19 protein-coding genes are annotated in these 24,987 nt (G+C 45.0%); 12 read left to right on the plus strand and 7 right to left on the minus strand.

The window, feature by feature from the left end:
- Nucleotides 1-66: 66 nt before the first annotated feature.
- From J4N42_RS06875 to J4N42_RS06885, 3 genes are all read right to left on the minus strand, one after another.
- The gene (locus J4N42_RS06875) at nucleotides 67-1,593 is read right to left on the minus strand and encodes a tripartite tricarboxylate transporter permease (RefSeq protein ID WP_252030682.1); all 1,527 of its coding nucleotides are present in this window, start codon (nucleotides 1,591-1,593) and stop codon (nucleotides 67-69) included.
- Nucleotides 1,594-1,601: 8 nt separating this feature from the next.
- A complete protein-coding gene (locus J4N42_RS06880; RefSeq protein WP_252030683.1) occupies nucleotides 1,602-2,102 on the minus strand; it encodes a tripartite tricarboxylate transporter TctB family protein in 501 nt (166 codons plus the stop codon).
- A 348-nt stretch (nucleotides 2,103-2,450) separates the two neighbouring features.
- Nucleotides 2,451-3,422 carry a tripartite tricarboxylate transporter substrate binding protein gene (locus J4N42_RS06885; RefSeq protein WP_252030684.1) on the minus strand — a complete coding sequence of 324 codons (972 nt, stop codon included), beginning with the start codon at nucleotides 3,420-3,422 and terminating at the stop codon, nucleotides 2,451-2,453.
- Between the two features lie 376 nt (nucleotides 3,423-3,798).
- Between J4N42_RS06885 and J4N42_RS06890 the strand changes: the two genes are divergently transcribed.
- The 10 genes from J4N42_RS06890 to J4N42_RS06935 all read left to right on the plus strand — a co-directional run bounded on the left by J4N42_RS06890 (nucleotide 3,799) and on the right by J4N42_RS06935 (nucleotide 19,357).
- The gene (locus J4N42_RS06890) at nucleotides 3,799-6,963 is read left to right on the plus strand and encodes an HD domain-containing phosphohydrolase (RefSeq protein WP_252030685.1); all 3,165 of its coding nucleotides are present in this window, start codon (nucleotides 3,799-3,801) and stop codon (nucleotides 6,961-6,963) included.
- A gap of 293 nt (nucleotides 6,964-7,256) precedes the next feature.
- The gene (locus J4N42_RS06895) at nucleotides 7,257-7,946 is read left to right on the plus strand and encodes a GntR family transcriptional regulator (protein ID WP_252030686.1); all 690 of its coding nucleotides are present in this window, start codon (nucleotides 7,257-7,259) and stop codon (nucleotides 7,944-7,946) included.
- Between the two features lie 31 nt (nucleotides 7,947-7,977).
- Complete coding sequence (gene prpB, locus J4N42_RS06900; RefSeq protein WP_252030687.1) at nucleotides 7,978-8,874, plus strand: methylisocitrate lyase; 897 nt, start codon at nucleotides 7,978-7,980, stop codon at nucleotides 8,872-8,874.
- Nucleotides 8,875-9,003: 129 nt separating this feature from the next.
- Nucleotides 9,004-10,131 carry a bifunctional 2-methylcitrate synthase/citrate synthase gene (gene prpC / locus J4N42_RS06905; RefSeq protein WP_252030688.1) on the plus strand — a complete coding sequence of 376 codons (1,128 nt, stop codon included), beginning with the start codon at nucleotides 9,004-9,006 and terminating at the stop codon, nucleotides 10,129-10,131.
- An 81-nt stretch (nucleotides 10,132-10,212) separates the two neighbouring features.
- A complete protein-coding gene (acnD, locus tag J4N42_RS06910; RefSeq protein WP_252030689.1) occupies nucleotides 10,213-12,822 on the plus strand; it encodes a Fe/S-dependent 2-methylisocitrate dehydratase AcnD in 2,610 nt (869 codons plus the stop codon).
- Nucleotides 12,823-12,831: 9 nt separating this feature from the next.
- Nucleotides 12,832-14,013 (plus strand): 2-methylaconitate cis-trans isomerase PrpF, encoded by a 1,182-nt coding sequence (prpF, locus tag J4N42_RS06915; protein ID WP_252030691.1) that lies wholly within the window; start codon nucleotides 12,832-12,834, stop codon nucleotides 14,011-14,013.
- A gap of 18 nt (nucleotides 14,014-14,031) precedes the next feature.
- A complete protein-coding gene (locus J4N42_RS06920) occupies nucleotides 14,032-15,912 on the plus strand; it encodes a propionyl-CoA synthetase (protein ID WP_252030692.1) in 1,881 nt (626 codons plus the stop codon).
- A gap of 111 nt (nucleotides 15,913-16,023) precedes the next feature.
- Nucleotides 16,024-16,497 carry a GNAT family N-acetyltransferase gene (locus tag J4N42_RS06925; protein WP_252030693.1) on the plus strand — a complete coding sequence of 158 codons (474 nt, stop codon included), beginning with the start codon at nucleotides 16,024-16,026 and terminating at the stop codon, nucleotides 16,495-16,497.
- A 22-nt stretch (nucleotides 16,498-16,519) separates the two neighbouring features.
- Entirely contained in the window at nucleotides 16,520-17,941 is a 1,422-nt protein-coding gene (locus J4N42_RS06930; protein ID WP_252030694.1) for a bifunctional NUDIX hydrolase/phosphatase PAP2 family protein, read from the plus strand.
- Between the two features lie 246 nt (nucleotides 17,942-18,187).
- Nucleotides 18,188-19,357 carry a M35 family metallo-endopeptidase gene (locus tag J4N42_RS06935; RefSeq protein ID WP_252030695.1) on the plus strand — a complete coding sequence of 390 codons (1,170 nt, stop codon included), beginning with the start codon at nucleotides 18,188-18,190 and terminating at the stop codon, nucleotides 19,355-19,357.
- A 48-nt stretch (nucleotides 19,358-19,405) separates the two neighbouring features.
- Here the strand turns inward: J4N42_RS06935 and J4N42_RS06940 are convergent, their stop codons facing one another.
- Nucleotides 19,406-20,218 carry a Cof-type HAD-IIB family hydrolase gene (locus J4N42_RS06940; RefSeq protein ID WP_252030696.1) on the minus strand — a complete coding sequence of 271 codons (813 nt, stop codon included), beginning with the start codon at nucleotides 20,216-20,218 and terminating at the stop codon, nucleotides 19,406-19,408.
- Between the two features lie 183 nt (nucleotides 20,219-20,401).
- Between J4N42_RS06940 and queE the strand changes: the two genes are divergently transcribed.
- Nucleotides 20,402-21,052, plus strand: a complete 651-nt coding sequence (gene queE / locus J4N42_RS06945) for a 7-carboxy-7-deazaguanine synthase QueE (RefSeq protein WP_252030697.1) — start codon at nucleotides 20,402-20,404, stop codon at nucleotides 21,050-21,052.
- 10 nt (nucleotides 21,053-21,062) lie between these two features.
- Complete coding sequence (queC, locus tag J4N42_RS06950; RefSeq protein WP_252030699.1) at nucleotides 21,063-21,752, plus strand: 7-cyano-7-deazaguanine synthase QueC; 690 nt, start codon at nucleotides 21,063-21,065, stop codon at nucleotides 21,750-21,752.
- On the opposite strand, the gene J4N42_RS06955 is transcribed toward queC, so the two are convergent.
- The 3 genes from J4N42_RS06955 to J4N42_RS06965 form a co-directional block, all read right to left on the minus strand.
- The gene (locus tag J4N42_RS06955; protein WP_252030700.1) at nucleotides 21,733-23,691 is read right to left on the minus strand and encodes a diguanylate cyclase; all 1,959 of its coding nucleotides are present in this window, start codon (nucleotides 23,689-23,691) and stop codon (nucleotides 21,733-21,735) included. The two genes, queC and J4N42_RS06955, sit on opposite strands and share 20 nt — an antisense overlap.
- A 206-nt stretch (nucleotides 23,692-23,897) precedes the next feature.
- Nucleotides 23,898-24,251, minus strand: coding sequence for a DUF2750 domain-containing protein (locus tag J4N42_RS06960; protein WP_252030701.1), 354 nt, complete (start codon nucleotides 24,249-24,251; stop codon nucleotides 23,898-23,900).
- Nucleotides 24,252-24,362: 111 nt separating this feature from the next.
- Complete coding sequence (locus tag J4N42_RS06965) at nucleotides 24,363-24,986, minus strand: OmpA family protein (protein WP_252030702.1); 624 nt, start codon at nucleotides 24,984-24,986, stop codon at nucleotides 24,363-24,365.
- Nucleotide 24,987: the final 1 nt, after the last annotated feature.

The raw sequence follows: 24,987 nt of genomic DNA on the forward strand, positions 1-24,987 counted from the left end.
ATGAAGCCGTTAACGAAAAAAGGAGCTCGAAAGCTCCTTTAGATTGCCGGAATCAACACTGATTCGTTACTGCGATACTTTTACTGGTTGCGCTCTAAAGCGTTGGAACAGCTTAACGAATATCGGACTCGCCAATACCAGTACTGCTAATACGGTGAACGTCAGTGTAATAGGACGCTCCCATAAGAAGCTTAGTTCTCCATCGCTGATCATCAGTGCACGGCGTAAGTTTTCTTCCATTAGTCCGCCAAGGATAAAACCAAGCAATAGCGGGGCAAGTGGGAAGTTAGCCAACCTCAGTGCAATGGCTGCCATTGCTACCAACAACATAATGAAGATGTCCATAGTATTGAAGGATACTAGGTAAACACCAGTGATTGAGAAGAACAAAATCATTGGAAGAAGAACCGTCCTTGGTACTGCCAATAGTTTTGAAATGTATGGGATAAGCGGTAGGTTCAAAATCACCAGTACGATGTTACCAAAGTACATAGAGATGATGACTGACCAAAATACATCTGGGTGTTCAACGAATAGGCGAGGGCCAGGTTGAATACCGTAAGCGATCAATGCACCAAGCATGATGGCTGTTGTACCAGAGCCTGGAATACCCAACGTTAGCAGTGGAACAAATGAACCACTTGAAGCGGCGTTGTTTGCAGATTCTGGGGCAACTAGACCACGGATACTGCCTTTACCAAATTCTTTCTTCTTGTCTTTTGGCGCTAGGTTACGCTCCATACCGTAGCTTAAGAATGCTGCAATGGTTGCACCCGCACCAGGAAGTACGCCGGTAAAGAAACCTAAGATAGAAGAACGAATCGATACTGGAGCGACGTCTTTAATCTCTTCTTTAGTTACCTTCATGCTGCCGATGTCACTCATTTTTTGCTGTTCTTCGCCGCGAGTATCTTCAGAAGGTTTTAGTACACCCATTAGAGTCTCGCCCAGAGCGAACGTTGCCATAGCAAGGAGTAGGAAACTAAAGCCATCCATTAGGTCGGTTAGGCCAAATGTGAAACGCTCAACGCCAACACCTTTGTCGATTCCCACGGTAGACAACATCAAGCCAAGAACGGTCATCATCCAAGCTTTGATGACTTGACCTGGGCCAGCAAATGCGGCAACTGCCGATAGACCTAGTAGCATCAGTGCAAAGTAGTCTGAAGACTGGAAGCTCAACGACACGCTTGCAAGAGCCGGCGCTGCGACTAGAAGCATGATTGCAGATAGCGTACCACCGGTGAAAGAAGAATAAGCCGCTAGCGCTAACGCTTTACCAGCTTGGCCTTTTTGTGCCATTGGGTAGCCGTCGAAAGCGGTAACAACCGTTGAAGAACAACCTGGAGCATTGATTAAGATTGATGATGTTGAACCACCAAATACTGCGCCGTAGTAAACACCAGCCATTAAGATTAAGCCAGACGATGGATCCAACCCGTAAGTGATTGGAATCATCAGTGCAATAGCAGAAATAGGGCCCAGACCTGGAAGCATCCCAATGAATGTGCCAACGAAACACCCAACGATCACCATCATGATGTTCATTGGCATTACTGCCGTAGACAGTCCTTGTAAAATTCCATCTAACATAATACGTCCTACCAGATAGTGAAGATTAAGCCTGGCTCAAGATAGATGTCTAGGCCTTGAGTAAGTAACAGGAAGAAAGCGATAACGAATGGGAAAGATGCGCCAAACAACACTTTCTTGCGGCGTTCGCCAAGTAAATAAAACCCAGCTAATAAGAAGAAGCTAGTTGCGATAACAAAGCCAACGTAGGTGAGGCCAATGCCGTACAACGCCATCAAAGCAATGAATGAAAGAAGAAGCTTCCAGTTAAAACCGACGACGGCACCACTTTGAGTGTCTGGTTGTCCTGTCACCAGCAATAGAATGGATAATCCAATACCTGCAAATGTGAGAAGAGTGGGCAGCGTTCTTGCTGTGAATGGTTCGTACTCGTCACCCGGGAATAACGGGATCAGTGAGGTTTGATAGCCATAACAAAGGCACACCAAAAGGAAAATCATTGCGCCGACTCGGTCGCGACAAAGAAGGTTTTCCTTGCTAAAGAATGAACTAGTTGGCAAATCCGACATATCCAACTCCATTTGCATAGTTTGTTTAAGAGGGGAAGAAAAAGGCCGTATAAAAGAGAGTTAATGAGTAGTTGTCAGGATATTCATCAACGTGAGTTTGCAGGTTTTACCTTCTATTTCATGTTGGGGGTTATTCCTATGAAACGGTCCGGTAACGGGGCAACCTCGAAAGTAAGCTGATTGCTGCTAGTCAAATTGGCTTACATGTTTATTTTCAACAAGCCGTGCCCAAAAAGCGTGGCTAAATAAACAAAGGAGTTTTTATGGACTCTATCTTAAACCGCAAGATAGAACTCTTTAATACGGCAAAACAGGGATGTAGGGTCGATTCCTCGACCCTACAGGGTCTTACTTAAGGAAACCAAGCTCACGCATTAGGTCACCCATTTGCTTCTCTTGATCTTCAAGGAAAGCGTAAAAGTCTTTATCGGCTTTGTAGTTGTCGATCCAACCGTTACGGTTACGAACAACTTCCCACTGATCGGTTTTGTACATTTTGGTTAAAGCCGCGTTCCACTCGTCGATTTTCTCTTGGCTAGCACCAGGTGCTGCGAAGAATCCACGCCAGTTTGCGAATACTGTTTCGTTACCGTATTCAGTAAGAGTAGGAATGTCTGGCGCTGCTTCTAGGCGTTTAGGAGCCGTCACTGCAAGGATTTTTACTTGGCCAGATTTAGACATCTCTAGCACTTCACCTAGGCCAGTTGAAAGCAGTTGCGTTTCACCAGAAAGCAGCGCTGCCATTGCTTTACCGCCTGCATCATAAGCGATGTAGCGTACTTTCTTCGCATCAAAGCCTTCGCCTTTAAACGCAGCGGCTACAACTAAGTGGTCCATACTGCCGCGTGCCGAGCCGCCTGCGATCTTCACTTTACGTGGGTTAGATTCGAATTCTTTAACCACATCTTCCCACGTGTTGTATGGAGAGTCTGGCGACGTAACGATGGCACCGTAGTCAGCGATAGTTGCTGCAACAGGTGTTAAGTCGCGGAAAGATTGAGGGAAAATTCCGGTAAGTGAGCGAACCACGATAGGAGTTGAGTTAACCATTAGCGTGTCTTCTTGACGCTCTGCTGTTTCAATTAGGTGAGCAATTGCTTTACCACCACCGCCACCAGAAAGGTTTTGGAAAGAAACATTTTCTACGATGTCTTCTTTAACGAGTACATCACCAGTACCACGAGCTGTCATGTCCCAGCCACCGCCAGCACCACCTGGAATTAAGAAGTGGATTTTCTCGACGTCTGCAGCAAAAGCGCTGAAAGAAAAGGTCGCTGCAATAATCGATGCGGCTAGTGTTGGTTTCATTACCTTAAACATGATTCACGTTCCTTATGTAGGCGCACCAAAGTTCGTGATGGTGCGTATTGTTATCATTTCACTGCATTGATGGGAAGGGACTCATCAATGAAGATGTGTTTAAGGTTAAATAAGTGTTAATAAAGTGTCTCTAATGCGTAGATAAAAAGAATATTGAGCATATTGGAGGTTTTGTTCATAAAGTTCACGCTGGTATGAAATGCTTTTATCCATTCAGGTTTTTGATATGCATCCGGTTTTCTGCTTAATTTGAGTTCTACAATAGATTCGATTTATAGGATGTTGTATTGATATATAAATCGTTGAGTTTAATAATCATTATGAATCTCGGGATTGAGATGTCAGTCGGATTGGAAATTGCCATGGAGGCATAAGGATGAACACACCGCTTAAAGGGCGTCGTAAGTATTCAATAAAGTTTACTGTCGGCAGTATGTTCTTGTTTGCGACAACAGTGACTGCCTGTGTGGCGATTGGTATGCAATACTATTTTGGTAAGCAAATGTCCCAAGAAGCTGTTTTGTCCAAACTGACGAGTGCCTCCACCAACGTAAGCGAGTATCTACAACAGGTGGAAACCAATGCGACCAGCAGCGTTAAAATACTCCGCGGCGTCGCAACCAGTATTGAGCACGCATTTACCGAAGTCGAGATACGAGACATTTTCAGCCAAATCCTTTCTGATAACCCACTTTTCTACAGCCTGTATTTCGGACGCAATGATGACCGGTTTTTTCAAGTCATCAACCTAGAGTCTTCGCCTATTGTTCGAGAGCGAATAAAAGCTGCGCCTAACGATAGGTGGGTAGTTATCAAGATCTTCAACGAGGATGATAAACGCACGCGTATTACCAACTACTACACAGACGACTTTTCGCTGACCAAAAGTACTACTGAAGAAAGCAACTATTATCCAACCCGCAGGCCTTGGTATGTTGGAGCGGAAGGTACAGATGTTTTCAAAACGGAACCTTACCTGTTTAAGCACTTGAAGATCACCGGTCAAACCTATTCGATTGGTAGCCCTAAAGGGGCGATAGGGATTGATGTGGTTTTGTCGGCAGTAAATCAAAAAATCACAGCGACACAACTTGGTCTGGAAGAAGGGACGGACGCAGAATCGTTCATTTTTAACAGCAAAGGGGAAGTGATCGCTTCTAATCGTCAACTGTTTAATGAAGTGTTGATTCCTTCATCGGCACCTTTAGCAATGAGTGAGGAAGAGCGTGCACTGATTGAGCAGTCTCCACCATTACTGGTGTCGAATCAAAATGACTGGGGCCCATATGATTATGCTCAATCGGGTATGCCAAAAGGGTATGCCGTTGATGTGCTAGAGCTGATTGCCGACCAGACAGGACTTACTTTTGAATTAATTAATGGCTTCACCAGCGTTGAACTCGCCGAGAAATACCGGATAGGCGACCTCCAGATATTGCATTCTGTTCCGGCAAACTCCGTAACACCAGGAATTAAGAGCGATTTACTGTTTGAAGGGCAACTGGCCATTGCTGCAAAAGTGATTCGTAAAATACCTAAAAATTTGAACTCGCTGACGTTTGATAGGATTGGAGTAGTAGGCGGGTTTGGTATGAAGTCATGGTTACTAGAGCGATACCCTAAACTGAATATCGTTGAACTGGCGAGTCTCGATGAAGCGAAAGAGTCACTGATGAGTGGAGAGCTGGATTACCTTATCGATACTTACCACACTTTGAGTGAACTCAACGAGTTGGTTGTTGAATCGACAGTTTCTGTGACTGGGCTAAGTCAATCGGACCCTATTTCATTTCACCTCTATATGAAAGAGGAAAACCAAGCGTTAATAGCAGTTATCAACCAAGCGATCGCCGCAATTTCGCCTCAACAGCGAAGAGCCTTAAAAGCAAAATGGCTAGATACGAATCAATGGCGTGGTAGCTTCGTTCCCTATCCAGAGTTGTATCAGGTCACTCAACAACAAATCAACCATGACAAGATGATTGAAATGGAAATCGAAGGCGAGCGTCGATTTGTGTTTGTCACTCAAATGGGTTCGGGTGAATTTGGATATGAATACTTTGCGGTCGTTGTTCCGAACTCAGTAGTCACAGAACAAGTGATTCCAAAGTTAATGACTTCCATCGCAGCTACAGCACTAGTCATGTTTGCGTTAATGCCACTTGCGTGGCGCTTTAGTGCGCCAATCGTTAAGCCTATTCGTGCATTGCGGCTGGAAACCAAGAAGGTAAAAGCGCGTAAGTATAGTGATGTTGGCTTAGTTAATACGCGAATCAAAGAGGTGTATGAGCTGTCGGAGTCCATCGCCAAAATGGGTGACGAATTACAGCAACATGAGAAGCAGCGAGAAGAATTTGTAGAGGCGTTCATTAAGCTCATTGCGCAGGCGATCGATGACAAGTCGCCGTACACTGCAGGGCATTGTAATCGCGTACCTGAAATCGGCATGTTACTCGCAAAGGCCGCAGAAGAGAGCAGTGAGGGTAAGTTTAAAGACTTTTGCTTCGCGAATGATGCTGAACGAAGAGAATTTAGGATAGCCGCTTGGCTGCATGATTGCGGTAAAATTACCACTCCGGAGCACATCGTAGACAAAGGCACCAAGCTAGAAGCGAACTACAATCGCATTCATGAAGTTCGAATGCGATTTGAAGTGCTATTGCGCGACGCGGAAATTGAATATTTGAAGACCCTGCAGGAAGGTAGCATCGATAAAGAACAAGCGTTGTCACGTTTGAACAAGACTAAAAAAACGCTACAAGATGACTTTGAATTTATTGCTCGTTCAAATGTAGGCGGAGAATTTATGGGCGAGGCGGAAGTTGAGCGTATACAAGCGATCGCACTTAAAACTTGGAAGAGACATTTTGACGATAGCATTGGCTTATCACCATTTGAGGAAATGAGCAAAGTTAAAGCAGACGTGACGTTACCAGCAGGGCAGTCGTTACCTGTCGAAGAGCCACTCCTTTCGGACAAGCCTGAACATATTCACCGGCGTGTTCACCCTCTGGAGTTTGAACCGCATTTAGGTATCAAAGTAGATGTCCCTGAATATCAGTACAATTTGGGTGAAGTGTATAATCTCTCAATTTCACGCGGTACGTTAACAGCCGAAGACCGATTTAAGATTAATGAACATATGATCAGTGGGATCAAGATGCTTGATGCACTGCCATTCCCTCCGGAGCTGAGTCGGGTTCCTCGCTATGCCTCCACCCACCATGAAACTCTCAAAGGGACGGGCTACCCACGTAAGCTAAGTGGTGAAAGTCTATCTATCCCAGAGCGAATTCTGGTGATTGCCGATATCTTCGAAGCGCTGACGGCAGCTGACCGTCCGTATAAGAAGGCTAAGCCTATAAGTGTCGCCATCGATATCATGCACAAAATGGCACTGGATGAGCATATTGATAGGGACTTGTTCATTTTGTTCTTAGAGAGCGGTTGTTACTTAGAGTATGCCCATGCGCATTTGCCAAGCGCTCAAATTGATGAAGTCGATATTAGTCAATATGTGTCGCCCAGCGAGGTTGCCTAACTCCATAATCGAACTGTCGACACTTTGGTTGTTAGTAGTAGTGTTAGCTTGAGCGAGAATGAAAAGGCCAATACACATGTTGTATTGGCCTTTTTGTTTAAAACCCTTGTATATAAGTAGATTTCGCCACAAGTTTCCATAGCGGGCCCACCAATTGAAAAATCATAGCGACTCATACCTTAGTCTAAATTGTCGACAGTTCACTTGATTGTCGACACATTAATAGTCTATTTTATATTCAAGTTAAGGAATTGTTGACAATCTAATGAGTCAACACAATAGGTAGCTTGATTATGAATACGATGCTTACTTCCTCTGTCGAGGGTAAAAGCGACAAAGAAAATACTAAGTCTGAAAACCTGACCGAGTATTTGATTGAAGCGATTGTTGGCGGTGATATTGAACCAGGAAGCAAAATATCAGAGCCAGAGCTTGCCAAGCGATTTGAAGTCAGCCGCGGCCCACTGCGCGAAGCCATAATGCGCGTTGAAGGCTTAGGTCTTATCGAACGCATTCCACATGTCGGTGCCAAGGTCATTACCTTTTCAGCGGAAAAGCTCCTCGAATTGTATTCCGTGCGCGAAGCTCTAGAGGGTATGGCGGCACGACTAGCAGCAAGGCACATTACTGAAGAAGAACTCAATGGGCTTGAAGACGTTCTTTTTCGTCACTCAAAACACATTGATGACGTGGAGGGGGCTTCATACTTTCACCAGCATGGAGACTTCGATTTTCATTATCGAATTATTAAAGCGAGCAGAAACAGCAAGCTGGTTTCACTGCTATGCAATGAGCTCTATCACTTACTACGCATGTATCGCTACCAATCTCCACGCGCTCAGTCTCGGCCAAAAGAAGCCTTAAGGGAGCACGAATTTATTCTTCAAGCGATTAGAAATAGAGATGAAGAGCTGGCTGAGATGCTGATGAGAAGGCATATCTCAGGCAGTCGTAAGCTAATAGAACAACAGATATCTATGTAAATAAGAGACTAATGGACTAGAGGGAAAAACTATGAGTCATTCTCCGGGGGCGAAGTTCCGACTCGCTGTAAAGAACAATGATCCACTGCAAATTGTCGGCACGATCAATCCATACTGCGCCATGATGGCAAAGAACTTAGGTCACCAAGCGATATATTTATCCGGTGGCGGTATCGCCAATGCGTCGTATGGCTTACCTGATCTAGGTATTACAACCTTAAACGATGTGTTGGTGGATGTTGACCGAATCACTAACGCTTGTGACTTACCGTTGCTGGTGGATATCGATACTGGATTTGGTGGCGCATTCAATATTGCTCGGACAATCAAAGGTATGGAAAAGGCGGGCGCTGCTGCTGTTCATATGGAAGACCAAGTAGCGCAAAAGCGTTGTGGACACAGACCTAACAAAGCGATCGTAAGCCAACAAGAAATGGTCGACCGTGTTAAGGCCGCAGTAGATGCTCGTAACGATGAGGATTTTGTGGTGATGGCTCGAACGGATGCGCTAGCGGTTGAAGGCATCGATAGAGCTATTGAACGTGCCATTGCTTGTGTTGAAGCCGGTGCCGACATGATCTTCCCTGAAGCAATGAACAAGTTAGAGCAGTATGTTCAATTTTCGACAGCACTTGAATCTGCGGTCGGAAAGCACGTTCCCATCTTAGCCAACATCACCGAGTTTGGGCAAACACCGCTCTATAATTGCAGCGAGCTGGCCAAATCGAAAGTGGATATGGTGCTTTACCCGCTAAGTGCGTTTAGAGCCATGAATAAAGCGGCAGAGAACGTCTACAAGCATTTGCTAGTTGAGGGAAATCAGGAAGCGTTGCTAGAGACGATGCAGACTCGTAAAGAGCTTTATGAGCACCTGAACTACCACGATTACGAAGATAAACTTGATCGATTGTTCGCTGAAGACAAATAGACAATAGAAGCCCAAGAATCTTCTTACTTAGATATGAAAAATTATAGATAAACCTAATCCAATAACGTGAAATCAGTTTGGTTACAACCGTTCCAAAGAGAACACAGCCAAACGAAAAGGAGTTCAATCATGCCTAACCAAGCATTAGGTGGCGCAGGCCTTCGCGGGCAAAGCGCTGGAAGCACAGCACTGTGTACTGTCGGTAAAACGGGGACGGGTCTAACCTACAGAGGTTACGACATCACTGATTTGGCTAACAATGCTCAATTTGAGGAAGTTGCGCACTTGCTGTTACGTGGTCACTTGCCGAATCAGAAAGAGTTGGATGATTATAAGACTTTGCTGGTGAGTTTACGTGGCTTACCAAAAGCGCTTAAAGAGGCGTTAGAGCTAATTCCTGCCGACGCTCACCCGATGGATGTTATGCGTACAGGCTGTTCAATGTTAGGGAACCTTGAGCAAGAAACTGACTTTTCTATGCAGCAAGCCGCGACTGAACGAATGCTGGCATTATTCCCAGCCATCATTTGTTACTGGTATCGATTTAGCCATGATGGCGTTCGTATTGATACGGAAGATCAATCTCAAGACTGTATCGGGGGCTATTTCCTAAAGCTATTGACGGATAAAGAGCCAAGCGCATTACACAAGCAAGTTATGCACTGTTCGCTGATTCTGTACGCAGAGCACGAGTTTAACGCCTCAACGTTTGCTGCTCGAGTGTGTGCTTCGACCTTATCTGATCTTCACTCGTGCATTACCGCGGCGATTGGCACATTACGTGGGCCACTACACGGCGGCGCGAATGAAGCGGCAATGGAAATGATTCAAGATTGGCAAACCCCTGAGGAAGCGGAAAGTAACATCATGCAGATGTTAGCGAACAAAGACAAAATCATGGGATTTGGTCATGCAATTTACCGTGAGAGTGATCCTCGCAATGCATTGATTAAGCGCTGGTCTAAAGAGCTTTCGGATGCGGTTGGTGACAAAAGCCTCTATGTGGTGTCAGAAAGAGTTGAATCGGTGATGAAACGCGAGAAAGGCCTATTCTGCAACGCGGATTTCTTCCATGCTTCTGCCTACCATTTCATGGATATCCCAACCAAATTGTTCACACCGATTTTTGTAATGAGCCGGCTGACAGGCTGGGCTGCACACGTTTATGAACAGCGTGCAAACAATCGAATAATCAGGCCGAGCGCAGATTATGAAGGACCTGATCACCAAGATTGGGTTCCAATCGAGCAAAGATAGCCAGCCTTTTTATCGAGGCTCTGTAGAGCCTGAAATAGGGCTCTTCAGAGTCCGCTGTACAAAAATTCATGGATGAAAGTTATGACGATATCCAATGTAAACATTCCCTCTAACTTCAATCAGTACCGCAAGCGTCTGCCTGACTCCGACTTAGAGTATTACGACGCTCGTGAGGCGGTGAACGCACTCAGCGAAGGCGCATACGAGTCTTTGCCGTACACTTCACGAGTGTTGGCGGAACAATTGGTGCGTTGCTGTGATCCGAGCCAGTTAGAGCAATCGTTGCTGCAGCTCATCGAGCGAAAACGAGACTTAGATTTTCCTTGGTATCCTGCTCGCGTAGTTTGCCACGATATTCTTGGCCAAACAGCGTTAGTTGACCTTGCGGGACTGCGTGATGCAATTGCCGATCAAGGCGGTGATCCATCAAAGGTCAACCCTGTGGTAGAAACACAGTTGATTGTCGACCACTCGCTAGCAGTAGAACATGCAGGCTTTGATCCCGAAGCTTTCGAGAAAAACCGACAAATTGAAGAGCGACGTAACGAAGACCGCTTCCATTTTATTGAGTGGTGTAAAACCGCGTTTAAGAACGTTAGCGTTATTCCTGCTGGGAACGGCATCATGCACCAAATCAACTTAGAGAAAATGTCCCCTGTGGTGCAAGCCAAAAATGGTGTCGCTTTTCCTGATACCTGTGTTGGTACCGACAGTCATACGCCACACGTAGATGCTCTGGGCGTAATAGCTATTGGAGTCGGTGGACTAGAGGCTGAAACGGTGATGCTAGGTCGGCCTTCGATGATGCGCTTACCCGATATCGTTGGTGTTAAACTGACGGGGAAAAGACAGCCTGGGATTACGGCAACTGACATTGTATTGGCGATTACAGAATTTTTGCGAGAGCAACGAGTCGTATCCAGCTACTTAGAGTTTTTTGGTGAAGGCGCACGCGATCTTACTATTGGTGATAGAGCAACGATCTCAAACATGACGCCTGAGTATGGCGCGACAGCTGGCATGTTTTATATCGATGAGCAAACTATCAACTACCTGAAACTGACCGGGCGTGAGCCAGAGCAAGTCGAACTTGTCGAACGTTACGCGAAACATACAGGCTTATGGGCGGATGATTTAGAAACGGTTCAGTACGAACGTGTGCTTGAGTTTGATTTATCCATGGTTCAGCGCAACCTAGCTGGGCCGTCGAATCCACATCGACGCCTCCCAACAACAGAGCTCGCTGAACGTGGTATAGCTGGTAAGTGGGAGCAAGAAGAGGGCTTATTGCCTGATGGTGCTGTGATCATTGCCGCGATTACTTCTTGCACCAATACCAGTAATCCTCGAAATGTTGTTGCCGCAGGCTTGGTGGCGAAAAAAGCAAATGCACTGGGCTTGACCCGAAAATCATGGGTTAAGACTTCATTCGCACCAGGCTCTAAAGTGGCGAAGCTTTACTTGGAAGAAGCGGGGTTATTGCCTGAACTTGAGCAGTTAGGGTTTGGAATCGTTGCTTACGCTTGCACGACCTGTAACGGTATGAGTGGGGCGCTGGACCCCGATATCCAAAAGGAAATCATCGAGCGAGATGTATATTCCACGGCGGTGCTTTCTGGTAATAGAAACTTCGACGGACGTATTCATCCTTATGCGAAACAGGCATTTCTCGCATCACCTCCATTAGTGGTTGCCTACGCTTTGGCTGGAACCATTCGTTTCGATATTGAAAAAGGCAGTTTAGGTAAAGATCGCGACGGCAATGATGTTTTCCTGAATGATCTATGGCCAAGCGATGAAGAAATTGATGCGGTTGTTAATCAGCATGTAAAACCTGAACAGTTCAACCAGGTCTATATTCAAATGTTCAATCTTGATGACCAGAGTGAGAATACTAACCCACTGTATGACTGGCGACCGATGAGTACTTATATTCGCCGCCCTCCATACTGGGAGGGGGCTCTTGCCGGAGAAAGAACCTTAAAAGGCATGCGTCCGTTGGCCATCCTAGGCGATAACATCACGACAGATCATTTATCCCCTTCAAATGCGATTTTGGCCTCCAGTGCGGCAGGCGAATACCTAGCCAAAATGAAGGTGCCTGAGGAGGATTTTAACTCCTATGCGACTCACCGCGGAGACCACCTGACGGCTCAGCGAGCGACATTTGCGAACCCGAAACTGTTCAATGAAATGGTGATTCAAAGTGGAGAAGTACAGCAAGGCTCCTTAGCGCGAATAGAGCCAGAAGGCAAAGTGACAAGAATGTGGGAAGCGATTGAAACCTACATGAATCGAAAGCAACCGCTCATTGTGGTGGCAGGCGCCGATTATGGTCAGGGTTCATCGCGCGATTGGGCGGCTAAAGGAGTCCGATTAGCAGGAGTAGAAGCGATTGTTGCCGAGGGCTTTGAACGAATCCACCGGACTAACTTGGTTGGAATGGGTGTGTTGCCTCTGCAGTTTTTATCGGGAGTAAATCGTAAATCATTGAAATTGGACGGCACCGAACTTTATGACGTGTCTGGTGACATAAAGGCTGGTGGTGAGCTTAGTTTGATCATCACTCGAAGTGATGGTTCGCAGGTAGATGTCCCAGTGTTATGTCGCCTGGACACAGAGGACGAAGTGAGCGTGTATCGAGCGGGCGGTGTGCTACAGCGTTTTGCTAAAGATTTCTTAGCGCAGTAGGAGGGAGTGATGGAACACGGAAAACAGATCAAAATCCCGGCAACCTACATGCGCGGTGGAACCAGCAAAGGTGTATTTTTTAACTTGGCGGATTTGCCGATGGAAGCGCAACAAGCGGGAAGCGAACGAGACCGTTTGTTGCTCCGAGTAGTTGGAAGCCCAGATCCTTATGCCAAACATACAGATGGCATGGGCGGAGCGACTTCAAGCACCAGTAAAGTTGTCATTGTCTCAAAAAGCGAAAGAGCTGATCACGATGTCGATTACCTTTTTGGGCAGGTTTCTATCGATTCACCGTTTGTAGACTGGAGTGGTAACTGCGGCAATCTCTCGGCGGCTGTTGGACCATTCGCAATTCACAGTGGTTTGGTCGACAAAGATAAAATCCCGCATAACGGCATTGCTGAAGTAAGGGTTTGGCAAGCCAATATCAGTAAAACCATCGTGATTCACGTTCCAGTTCATGAGGGAGAGGTGCAAGAGCTAGGTGACTTTGAGCTCGACGGAGTGACATTTCCGGCAGCAGAAATACAGGTAGATTTCGAAGACCCTGCAGACGGCGAAGGTGCAATGTTTCCAACCGGAAATATCACAGACGTATTGGAAGTACCGCTACTGGGAGAGTTAGAGGTCACGCTGATCAATGCTGGAATACCGACTATTTTCGTTGATGCGAGTGCGATTGGTTATCTGGGAACTGAGCTTCAAGGTGACATTAACAGTGATGAAGATGCGTTAGCACGTTTTGAGTCAATCCGCGCTTACGGTGCGGTGAAAATGGGCTTAATCGATAGCATTGAACAAGCAGCATCACGGCAACACACACCAAAAGTCGCTTTTGTTGCGCCAGCAAAAAGCTATCAAGCCTCCAGTGGTAAATCGGTCGATGAGAGCGACATAGACGTGCTGGTTAGGGCGTTGTCAATGGGGCAACTCCATCATGCCATGATGGGTACGGCAGCGGTTGCTATAGCATCGGCAGCAGCTGTTCCCGGAACAATAGTCAATAGAGCATCAGGTGGTGGTGAAAGAGAGGCGGTAACATTTGGTCACCCATCTGGAACGCTGAAAGTTGGGGCAAAAGCTCAGATGTGTGAAAACAGCTGGAAGATAGAGAAGGCGATTATGAGTCGTAGCGCCCGAATACTAATGGAAGGGTGGGTACGTGTACCAAAGCACGCTACCTCATAATGTGAATGGAGAAGCACTATGTCTGCTTATCAAACTGAATATCAATGGGCACTAAACGAACCAGAGCAGTTCTGGAAAGCCCAGTCGGAAAAAATTGATTGGTTTACAGCGCCAAAAACAACGTTACAGCCTGATGAAAATGGTATTGAACGATGGTTCCCCGATGGTGAGCTCAATACTTGTTGGTTAGCTTTGGATTACCATTGTGCCAACGGTCGAGGAGACAAAACGGCCCTGATTTACGACTCACCGGTAACCAAAACCAAACAGCAATATACATACAAAGAGTTAAAACAGAGAGTAGCCCAAATCGCTGGAATGTTAGTAGAGCAGGGCGTTGGCATGGGAGATCGAGTCGTGATCTACATGCCGATGATTCCAGAAGCTGCAATGGCGATGTTGGCTTGCGCACGAATTGGGGCAATTCACTCTGTTGTATTCGGTGGGTTTGCACCCAATGAACTCGCAGTAAGAATTGAAGACGCTGAACCCAAGGTTATTATGACGGCATCTTGTGGCATTGAAATCAACAAGGTGATTCCATATAAACCTTTAGTTGATAAAGCCGTAATGGATAGCCGATGGAAGCCAGAACAAGTCGTGGTGCTTCAACGGCCGGAATGTAAAGCGGATTTAAATCAATCTAGAGACCTTGATTGGCATAGCGCCGTACAGCAGGCGCAGCCGCATGATTGTGTTCCGGTGCGTTCTACACATCCGCTATATATACTCTATACCTCTGGTACCACAGGAAAACCAAAAGGTGTGGTGCGAGATAATGGTGGTCACGCGGTTGCGATGAAGTATTCCATGGGCACGATCTATAACATGCCCCAAGACGGTGTATTTTGGGCAGCCTCCGATGTCGGTTGGGTTGTGGGCCACTCCTACATTGTCTATGCACCTCTAATTCATGGTTGCGCTACTGTGCTGTTTGAAGGTAAGCCTGTTCGAACGCCAGATCCGGGTGCTTTCTGGAGAGTGTGTGAAGAGTACAAGGTAGACGTTCTGTTTTCGGCACCAACGGCATTTCGCGCGATTAAGAAAGAAGACCCAGAAGGTGAACTGCTGTCGGATTACAATTTATCCACTCTCAAAACCATATTCATGGCTGGTGAAAGGCTAGATCCTCCAACACTAGAGTGGGTAGAAAGCAAAACAGATAAACCTGTTGTTGACCATTGGTGGCAAACAGAAACTGGTTGGGCAATTGCCAGTAACCCTACTGGGTTAGAGCTTATGCCGATAAAAGCGGGGTCTGCGACTAAACCAGTGCCAGGTTATCAAGTCGAGATTCTTGATGAGTTGGGTGAAGCTGCCCAACCCAATCGACAGGGCTTTGTTGCTATTAAGCGTCCTTTGCCGCCGGGCTGCTTGCCAACGGTATGGCGTAATCATGATCGTTTTGAAAGTGGGTATTTGACGCAGTTTCCTGGGTATTACGTGTCGGGTGATGGTGGGTACCTAGACGAAGACGGTTACTTGTTTATTATGGGGCGTATTGACGACGTGATTAACGTTGCTGGGCATAGGTTATCTACTGGTGAAATGGAAGAGATCGTAGGCGGACACCCCGCTATTGCCGAGTGTGCAGTGGTAGGGGTTCACGATGACTTGAAAGGGCAGTTACCACTAGGGCTAGTTGTTCTCAAAGACGGTGTAAAAGTCGATGACATAGAGTTAGAGGGGGAGCTAGTCGGCAAGGTGCGTGAGCAGATCGGAGCGGTAGCTTGTTTTAAGCATGCTCTAGTTGTTGAGCGGTTGCCTAAGACTCGTTCGGGCAAGATTCTGCGTAAAACAATACGACAGATTGCGGATGGCGAGCAGTACACGGTGCCATCAACGATTGATGACCCAACGAGCCTTGGCGAAATTGAGCGAGTACTCAATGAATCTTAAATGAAAATTTGTCAAAAAATATTAACTTAGCCCCTATTTGTAGGGGCTTTTTTATTAAAGATTCTATACAATCAAGCCAATTCAATAGTTTATTCGTGAAGCGAATATATCATGTCGACGATAGCGATTACTGCAGCTCAAGCTAAAGATCTCGAGACTCTCAACGAGCTGATGTTCGATTTGCATAATGAACACCATCTAGCTTGCCCTGAACATTTCAAAACGGCGGAAGAGATCGAGCAAGAAAAGAGTATTGCTCGCTACTTGGATGATCCGGAGTGTTTGGTATTAATCGCGAAAGTCGACAATAGAGTGATTGGTTTCATTACTGGGCATTTTTGTGAGCTTGTTTCCACAGTCAGCAAACCAATCCCAATGGGGAGTATTGATGAGCTTTATGTTGCTCCCAAATACCGTCAACATAAAGTGGCACACAGGCTGTGCCGACAGTTGGAACAGCGATTTAAGGAATACGGTGTTCAGCAAGTATTTGTTGAAGTTTGGAACTTCAATCAAGTAGCGATCGATTTTTATAAACACAGTGGTTTTGAACATCATATTCATTGGCTAAGAAAAGCACTGTAATTATTTGTTTTAAGGTTTTCACGTGATATCACGACTATTCGTACTGGCAGTTGGATGTATTTCATTACTTTTTTCTACTCTATCCACTGCAAATGAAACTGCTTTACCTGAAGGAATTAAGGGCTCTCTTTGTATTGTGAGAGCGGATGACCGACTAGTGTTGGTCAACGAAATTCTAACCAAACAGATCTCCCTTCCAGGAGGTACCATTTCTTCTGGTGAAGATCCAAAACTGACGGCACAACGAGAAACTTGGGAAGAAACCGGTTTGGTCGTGACGGTCGGTGATGTTCTTGGCTACAGTGAAACCGCAGTCATGTATGACTGTGTATCCGACTCCGATGTTATCGCCTACGATTTCAATAATGCATTAGACGCGCACGAATTACCTATTTGGTTTGCACCTCACTATGGTGTTGAAGTCTCAGGAGCGATGTTACTGGACCCTAGTAAGCTAAAGGATTCTGATTACCGTTACCCTGAGCAGTGGCCTGTAATCAAAGAAATGTACAGCCGTGCGTCAAATCAATCGGTAACCTACGTTCCACACCTTATCGATGCTGCCCCTCAACTTAACCAAACGGAGTTGAATTGGATAACCGGACTGCAACAGTGGGTTTCTGGGGCTCCAGCACCTATCAAATCTACATTGCTGGGGCTTAATCTCGCGTTAAATCAATTAACGCAACCGCTGATGCTTATCTTTTTATTCCCTATATTGTTTTGGCGTTTTGGCAAGGAATTCACTTACAAAGTCTTTTTTGCCCTAACGGTCACTTCTATTTTGAGCCTAGTGGCTCAGCAAGGGTTTGCTCTGCCAAGGCCTCATGTTTATATCCCTGCATTGGAGCTCGCGCCAAGTTATGGCTATAGTTTTCCAAGCTTGCCAATTGCTGTTTGGTTTACGGTTGGAACAATTGTTTTGTTAGCGCTGGAAAAGCTTTCGATTAATCGCTACTCGATGAGTTTTCTAGGGTTGATGTTTTTGGTGGGGTTAACCAAGTTCTACAGTGGTTCAGCGTTTATATTGGACATGATTGTTGGAGCGCTACTAGGAGCATTAGTCGCTTGGCATATCATTAGGCTTGAGTCTAAGCCCGATCTCAATGTATCTGAACTATTGAGCTCTAAAGGTGTGTGGATCGCTTTATCTGCAGGTATGGTAGTGTTAACGGTGATTTGGCCAATTCCGACTTTTACTGCATGGCTGGCTGTTGTTATTACGGCGTCGGGTCTGGTGATGACATTTAAGCCGAACGAAACTCAACCTGCTGTACGCGATATAGTCTCGATTGTTGTAGGTCTCTTGTTTATATACCTATTGATTAGCTATATCGGCAGCTTCGTCTCTTACAGTGGCATCATGTCGCTAGTAATCGAATCGGTTCGTTACCCAATATTGATGCTGGCATTTGTGTTGCTAAGTAGAAAGTTCGTCCGCTAACCAACCTTCATTCATTACCAAAATTAAACGCCTCGATTATTGAGGCGTTTTTTCTATTAGTTGAGCAATCTATTAGCACCAGTTGTCAGAACTTAAATCGGTCACGCACTTAGCACGATTGAACTAAAAATGAGTTTGATGTTTCTTGTTATTCAAATGTTAAATGTAATAATAGATCCCTGATTACATTACAAATATGTGCGGTTACACGCTTTCGGCACTGTGAATGATAAGGAAGACAGTCAAATGGCCAAAACGGACTTAGAACGATTCAATCAAGGAATAGGGGCCTTACTTACTTTAGGCGCTAAAAATCCAGCGATCTACAAAGCTTATTTCGGTGTTCTCGAATGGATGCAGGCACAGCAAGATGTTCCGAGAGCGAAGGAGACTATTGGCGCAAAGTTAGCGTTAGGTGGATATGCCCTTCATACTGAGAATGCTAAAGCACACCGGAATGCAGTGCGAGGCTACATGTTGCTGATGGCCACGCGCTACGCCAACACTGATGATCAGCTGGCGACAATAGCCGAGGGACATAAGTCGTATAGTAATGCTCAAAGCACTCAAACAGTGGTCAATAAAATTGTAGAAAAGTCGACAGGTATTATTGTTGCTCAAGGTGGTATCGTCGTAATGCCTGAGGTCTATGATGTTGGGCAAGAGAAAGGACTAGCAGGCGAAGCGTTAACTCGGAATATACGTAAGTCCAGAGATGAAGCGAAGCGCATTATCCAAGCTGGCTTATCTAATATTTCGCTCAAGGATCCAGATGAACATATGAAGCGATGGTTCGGAGCTTTGAGCAATCAGCAAAAAGCACAGTTAAAGCAAAATCTAACCAATATGCTGGATGGGCTGAACTCGAAATCTATTCAGTTTAAAGTAGCAGTTAAGAAAAAAACGTATGGGACAGCATCCCCCCAAAGTTTTGAAAGTTTGATGCAGCAGCAGTACATCAGAATCAATCTTGGACATTACTTCTTCACCAGTTCGGGCGACCATTCAAACCAAACAGTGCATGACCAAGCTTTTTACGACAGAGTGCTAGGTACACATATGGCTTTAAAAGACGAGCGTGCTGAAGTCCAAAGTCAGTTCTTTAAAGATATTAAGGGGAAATCTTCAGCGGAGGTTGATGTGTTACAGCAAGAATTCGATAGAGCATCGAAAGAGATCAGAAGAAAAATCAAACAGAATGCTGCGCAACTTCCAACAGAAAATGATTCAATTATTTCGTATGCTGGCGTGGTCGTACACGAGGCCACGCACAATATGATAGAAACGGAAGACGTGACGGTCAGTGGACACATGATGTACGGACCTAACTCTTGTTTTTGGCTAGCAGCTCGTCACCCGGACAAGGCACTGAACAACGCGGACAATTATCGCTTGTACTGTGAATGCTTTCTTTGATTGGAAGCGGTAAAGGGGTAGGGATACTACCCCTAATTATTTCAAGTATTACTGTTCAGAGAGTATGAACTTCTCAATCACCTTCGCTACGCCGTCTTCATCATTAGTTGAGGTGATGTAATTGGCTAGTTGTTTGGTTTCTTCCATTGCATTTTCCATGGCGACACCAAGGCCTGCAAACTCAATCATGTGGTTATCATTTTCAGCGTCGCCAACGCAAATGACTTCGTGGGCTTTTATGCCTAAGTGATTGGCGATTGCTTCGACGGCAATGCCTTTATTGGCATTTAGACTCAGAAACTCTAGAAAAAATGGGGCACTTTGCACCACAGTAAATCGAGACTTAATCTCTTGAGGTATCTTTGTTACAGCTTGGTTTAGTTTACTTGGTTCACCGACGATCATCGATTTTATAATAGGATGATTGTCTTCGAGCGATTCAAAGTCTAACTCGGTTAGCTCAAGCTGATTAAATGAAACCTCGAGGTGGGTGTATTCATTGTTGCGAGGGCTAATTAGCCCATGTTCAGTGCTAAAGGCATGAGTAAACAATCCAAATTGTTGAGCGAGACGAGCAACTTCCTTGGCGGCTTTCCCATCAATAATCTCATTATGAATTACTTGTTGTGTACCTAAGTCTTTCACTAAAGCGCCATTGCAATAAACGACAAACTCATCGCTGCCCGCAATGTCGAGTTGATCGAGCTTACTTTGCATTCCCTTAAGTGGCCTTCCAGATGCGAGCACCACCTTTACACCCGCTTCTCTTGCAGCGGCAATCGCTGCTTGGGTACGTGGAGAAATTTGCTTTTCACTGTTGAGAAGCGTGCCATCCATATCTAATGCAATGAGTTTGTACATGACTTACCTAAACAATTGTTGAAGAGAAATTAGCTTATTGAAATTTATCGGCTAATGCTAGTTGTTAGGTAGCTTTAGACACTTTTGGAGAGGGTTTTGATTTGACCTTGAGCGACTTGTCATTTAAGGTCTCGTTCCTAATTTAAAAGCTCAGGTTTTACAAAGTTGTACAAGATTAATGAAATGTTCGAAACCATTCAGGGGGAAGGTGTATTTACCGGCGTTCCTTCGGTGTTTGTTCGTCTACAAGAATGCCCTGTGGGATGTGCTTGGTGTGATACTAAGCAGACATGGGAAGCGGAGCCTGAACAAGAGCGACCATTAAATGAAATCTTAGTAAAAACTGAAGACAGCCCTACGTGGTGTTCGGTCACTGCAGACGAGATCGTAGAACAGTACCGAAAATCAGGTTTTAATGCGAAGCACATCGTGATTACTGGTGGCGAACCCTGTATTTACGACTTGAAACCACTTTCTGCTGCCTTTGAAGCTATCGGTTGTCAGTGTCAGATCGAAACGAGCGGTACGTCAGAAGTGCGTACGTCTGACGCAACATGGGTTACGGTGTCACCAAAAGTGGCCATGAAAGGTAAGCTCCCAGTGCTAGATAGTGCAATGATTCGTGCAAACGAAATTAAGCACCCTGTTGCGACTCAAAAAGACATCGACCATCTAGATGCGCTGTTAGACAAAGCAAACGTGGGCGAAAGCACTATTATCGCTTTGCAACCAATCAGCCAAAAATCACGAGCAACGCAATTGTGCATCGACACTTGTATCGAGCGAAACTGGCGTCTCTCCATCCAAACCCACAAATACTTGAGCATTGCCTAGGTAGATTAAGATGAAAAAAGCGGTTGTAGTATTTAGTGGTGGTCAAGATTCGACTACCTGTCTGGTTAAAGCTCTCAAAGAGTTTGATGAAGTTCATGCGATTACTTTTGATTACGGTCAAAGGCATCGATTAGAAATTGAAGTGGCAGAAAGCCTAGCGAAAGAGCTTGGTGTAGCCGCACATAAAGTCATGGATGTTACTTTACTTAATGAGTTGGCTATAAGCTCGTTAACACGAGACGATATTCCTGTGTCTCATGAACTTCAAGACAACGGGTTACCGAACTCATTTGTACCGGGAAGAAATATTCTATTTCTCACGTTAGCTGGTATCTATGCTTATCAGATTGGTGCAAACTCGGTTATAACGGGTGTGTGTGAGACAGATTTTTCTGGCTATCCTGATTGCCGAGATGAGTTTGTTAAAGCAATGAATAACGCTTTGGTCCAAGGCATGGACAGAGACCTTACCATCGCTACTCCATTAATGTGGTTAAACAAGGCGGAAACATGGGCGATGGCGGATCATTACGGTGCACTAGACCTAGTGCGTGAGAAAACGCTGACGTGTTATAACGGACTGATCGGTGATGGCTGTGGTGATTGCCCTTCATGTGATCTACGCCGAGCGGGTTTAGAGGATTATCTAAATAACCGTGAAGCAGTGATGGTTGATTACATTAAGAAGTCACAGCCATAGACAATGTAATTGGATCTTTGTAAGCATCGACAATACAGTTTCGTCCGTTAGCCTTTGCTTGATATAAGGCTTGATCCAATATGGCATAAAGTTCATCGAAGTCGCTGAGCGAGCGAGGGGTTGCAATAAAACTCATGCTTGCTGTGATGCTCAGTGACTCCTCTGTTGATGTTTCAAATACACAATCCGAGATGCTTTTATGTATTTGTTCGACCCGACTTCGAACATCAATATCTTCTACATTGTGTAGGTAAACAATAAACTCCTCACCACCAAGTCTGCCTAGTGCATCTCTGTCTTCTAGTTGCTCGGCAATCGCCTTGGAAATTCTTCTAAGGGCTAAGTCCCCAGTAGGGTGGCCATGCTCATCATTCACTTGTTTGAATTTGTCTAAATCTAGCAGTATCAAAACATTATTTCTGTTGAAGTGTCGTGTAGATGGCTGGCTTTTGATATGACGAATAGCAGCACCCCGGTTAAAAGCGTTGGTTAAGCTGTCGATACGGGCTCGTGCTTTATTTCGTTTTTGCGAAAAGTAAAGTAAAGCGAGGCAGATCAACAGTGAGAAAATCACCAGATTATAAATTAAGCGGTACTGACGAGCTGAGTAAAGTGCATTCTCTTGCTCTAGTGTTTTATTTTTAAGTTGTTCGTACGCTAACTGCTGTTGAAAATTGTTTTTTTCAATTTGTAACGCTTCGAACGATTTTTGATTCTCAGTGTTTCGAATACCGATTTCACTTTCGCTGTATTGGCGAAAAAAGGCTAATGCGCTCTCAAAATCTTTGTTTTGCTCTGCTATGTCTGCCAGCAAGCTGAGCGAGCGCGCACGTAGGCGTTCACTGCCTATTTGCATGGCGAATTGCTGTGCTTTCTCTGCATAGTCTTTCGCGGGTGAGAGTTGCTGCTGTTGTAAGTATTGTAGGGCCAATACGATGTAGATATCACCACGTAAATTATCATTGTTCTGAATTTCGGTGAGCTCCAGAGCTCTAAGCAAGTAAGGCAGTCCTTTGTCGAACTGACCATCTTGCACTAGCGCTTTGCCTAAACCGAGATTGACATAGGTTAGGCCATACTTGTGGTCCTGCATTTTAAGAATTGCGAGCGACTGTTCTAAGTAATCGATCGCTTTAGTGATGTTGTCTTCAGCGAGGTAAACATCTGCCAAACTGTGGTAAACCTGAGCCTGTTTGAGTGGCTCTGATTTTTGTTCACGGATATCTAGAGATTGGTAAAGATAGGTTTTGGCTTCATTCGTTCGACCGAGCTCTTTTAACAGCAGGCCAATGTCATTATATAGGCCTGAAGGGTCTACATATTCAGGCATTAGTGACAGTGTTTGCTGATAAGTGTCTAGAGCGGAAGCGTACTCACCGAGGAACTCCTGATTATTACCAACAATACGGTAGCCTCGATATTTGGGGAACAGGGGAGCTTTTGTATCGTCCAAGCTGCCTCTTAATGCCGAGCAATAGTATTGAGCTTGGTGATATTGACCTTGTCGATTCAGCAACCGACATAAATGGTATTCGAATAGAGTTCTAGCTTCTAGATTATGGGCTAAGTTTGCTTCATTCCACAGTTCTTCATAGCTTGAACGAGCTTGCTCGAAGTTAAGCCGTTCTTCGTCGTTAAGTGCAGATATAAATGTGTGTTCTTGCTCTGCGTAATCACTGTTTCGAATGCTAGCACTTCCATGAAACGGTTGGCCTCTTAAAGTCATGAAACCATGAATCTTGGAACTCACATAGAGCTTTTCAGCACTTGGTGGTAGTGAAGCATATCTTGACTGCAACATCTGCAGCGCACCAGATTCATCGTTATTTTTTAGCTTATTAGTATAAATCGATTCCCAGTTACCACTCTCTGCCGCTGTGACGGAAAATGATGACAGCAATGTGAATGAGGCAATAGCAATTTTAAAATGCGATAACATACTGAAAGCTCTGAATAAATCTAAGAACACAAGACACTATATCTATAAAACTAACAATGAGCTTGGTTCAAATGAACTCACAAGCAAGTTTTGTGAGTTGACTCATAACCGCTGAAACTATGAACAAATTAGTGCTGATTCAATGAGGTAGAAGATAGAGAAACGCCGCTGAAATAGCGGCGTTTAGAAAGGTATGAGCTATGAAATTAGCTTAGGTACATTTTTGCAAGATCTGAAGGCTCTACTTCTTTACCTTCCAACGTCTCGTTCCAGTTCGTACCAACAAGAACACCGTCCTCTGCAAGAGTTAGCAGCCAATCTTCTACAAAAATATCCAGCGGAATTTCTAGCACTTCAAAGTCAGCCCACTCTTCTACATTGTGAGTTACCGCATCTTCTTTCGCTGACCAAAACGGCATTACTTCGCTTTGCTCAAACTCAGTAGAATCAACAGCAAGCCATCCTTCTTCGTTACGAAGACCCCAAACAAGCTTAGTTTCCTTAGTTTCGGCAACAAACAATTCCAAGTTCTTTTGGATGTCTGAAGTTAATTTGCTCATAGCATTATTCTCTGTAAGTTAGACGCTGTAAGAGTAGCATTTTAAACGATGTATCACACTCAATAATCAATAAAAAAGGGCGCTAAGCGCCCTTAAGAAAAGTTAAGACCTTTATTTTTCGATCTTATTGAATATGGTCCATTCTTCTTTGACGGAGCCTTTGTGTCCAACCACTGTTGCAACAACTTTCCGGTTCATCGCATGGCTAACTTCGTCGTCGCCAAGTTCTTCAAGGTTGGTGTCACCAAATCCAAGAATTTGGATTCGAGAATGACTGATACCATTGTTGATAAGTGCCGACTGAACTTCTTGCGCGCGCTTTTCAGACAGCTTTTGGTTGTACTTATGATTACCAACTTTACTTGCGTAGCCTTGGAGTTCAATTGAAGTCGATGGGTAATCTTTAAGGAATTTTGCCATTGAGCGAATTTGACTCAGAAATGCAGGATTGATATTCGATGAGTCGTTAGCGAACAAGATGTGCAATTGCATTGTCTGCTCAGTTTTCACGTAGGTTGCACAGCCGTCGTTATCTATCTCAGCTTTCAGTGGTGTTTCTGGACACAAATCTCGTGCATTGATAACGCCATCACGATCATCATCAATAAGGTCGTCTATTTGCTCTGCGACAGGAGTCTCGAGGTATTCAAACTCATCAATTGAAGTGTCACTCTCGGCAGAGGCCACATTACTGGCTAGCAATAAAATAGTTAGAGGTAAAATCGCTGTTTTCATT

Source organism: Vibrio sp. SCSIO 43135, assembly GCF_023716665.1.
In the GTDB taxonomy this organism is placed as follows: Bacteria; Pseudomonadota; Gammaproteobacteria; order Enterobacterales; family Vibrionaceae; genus Vibrio; species Vibrio paucivorans.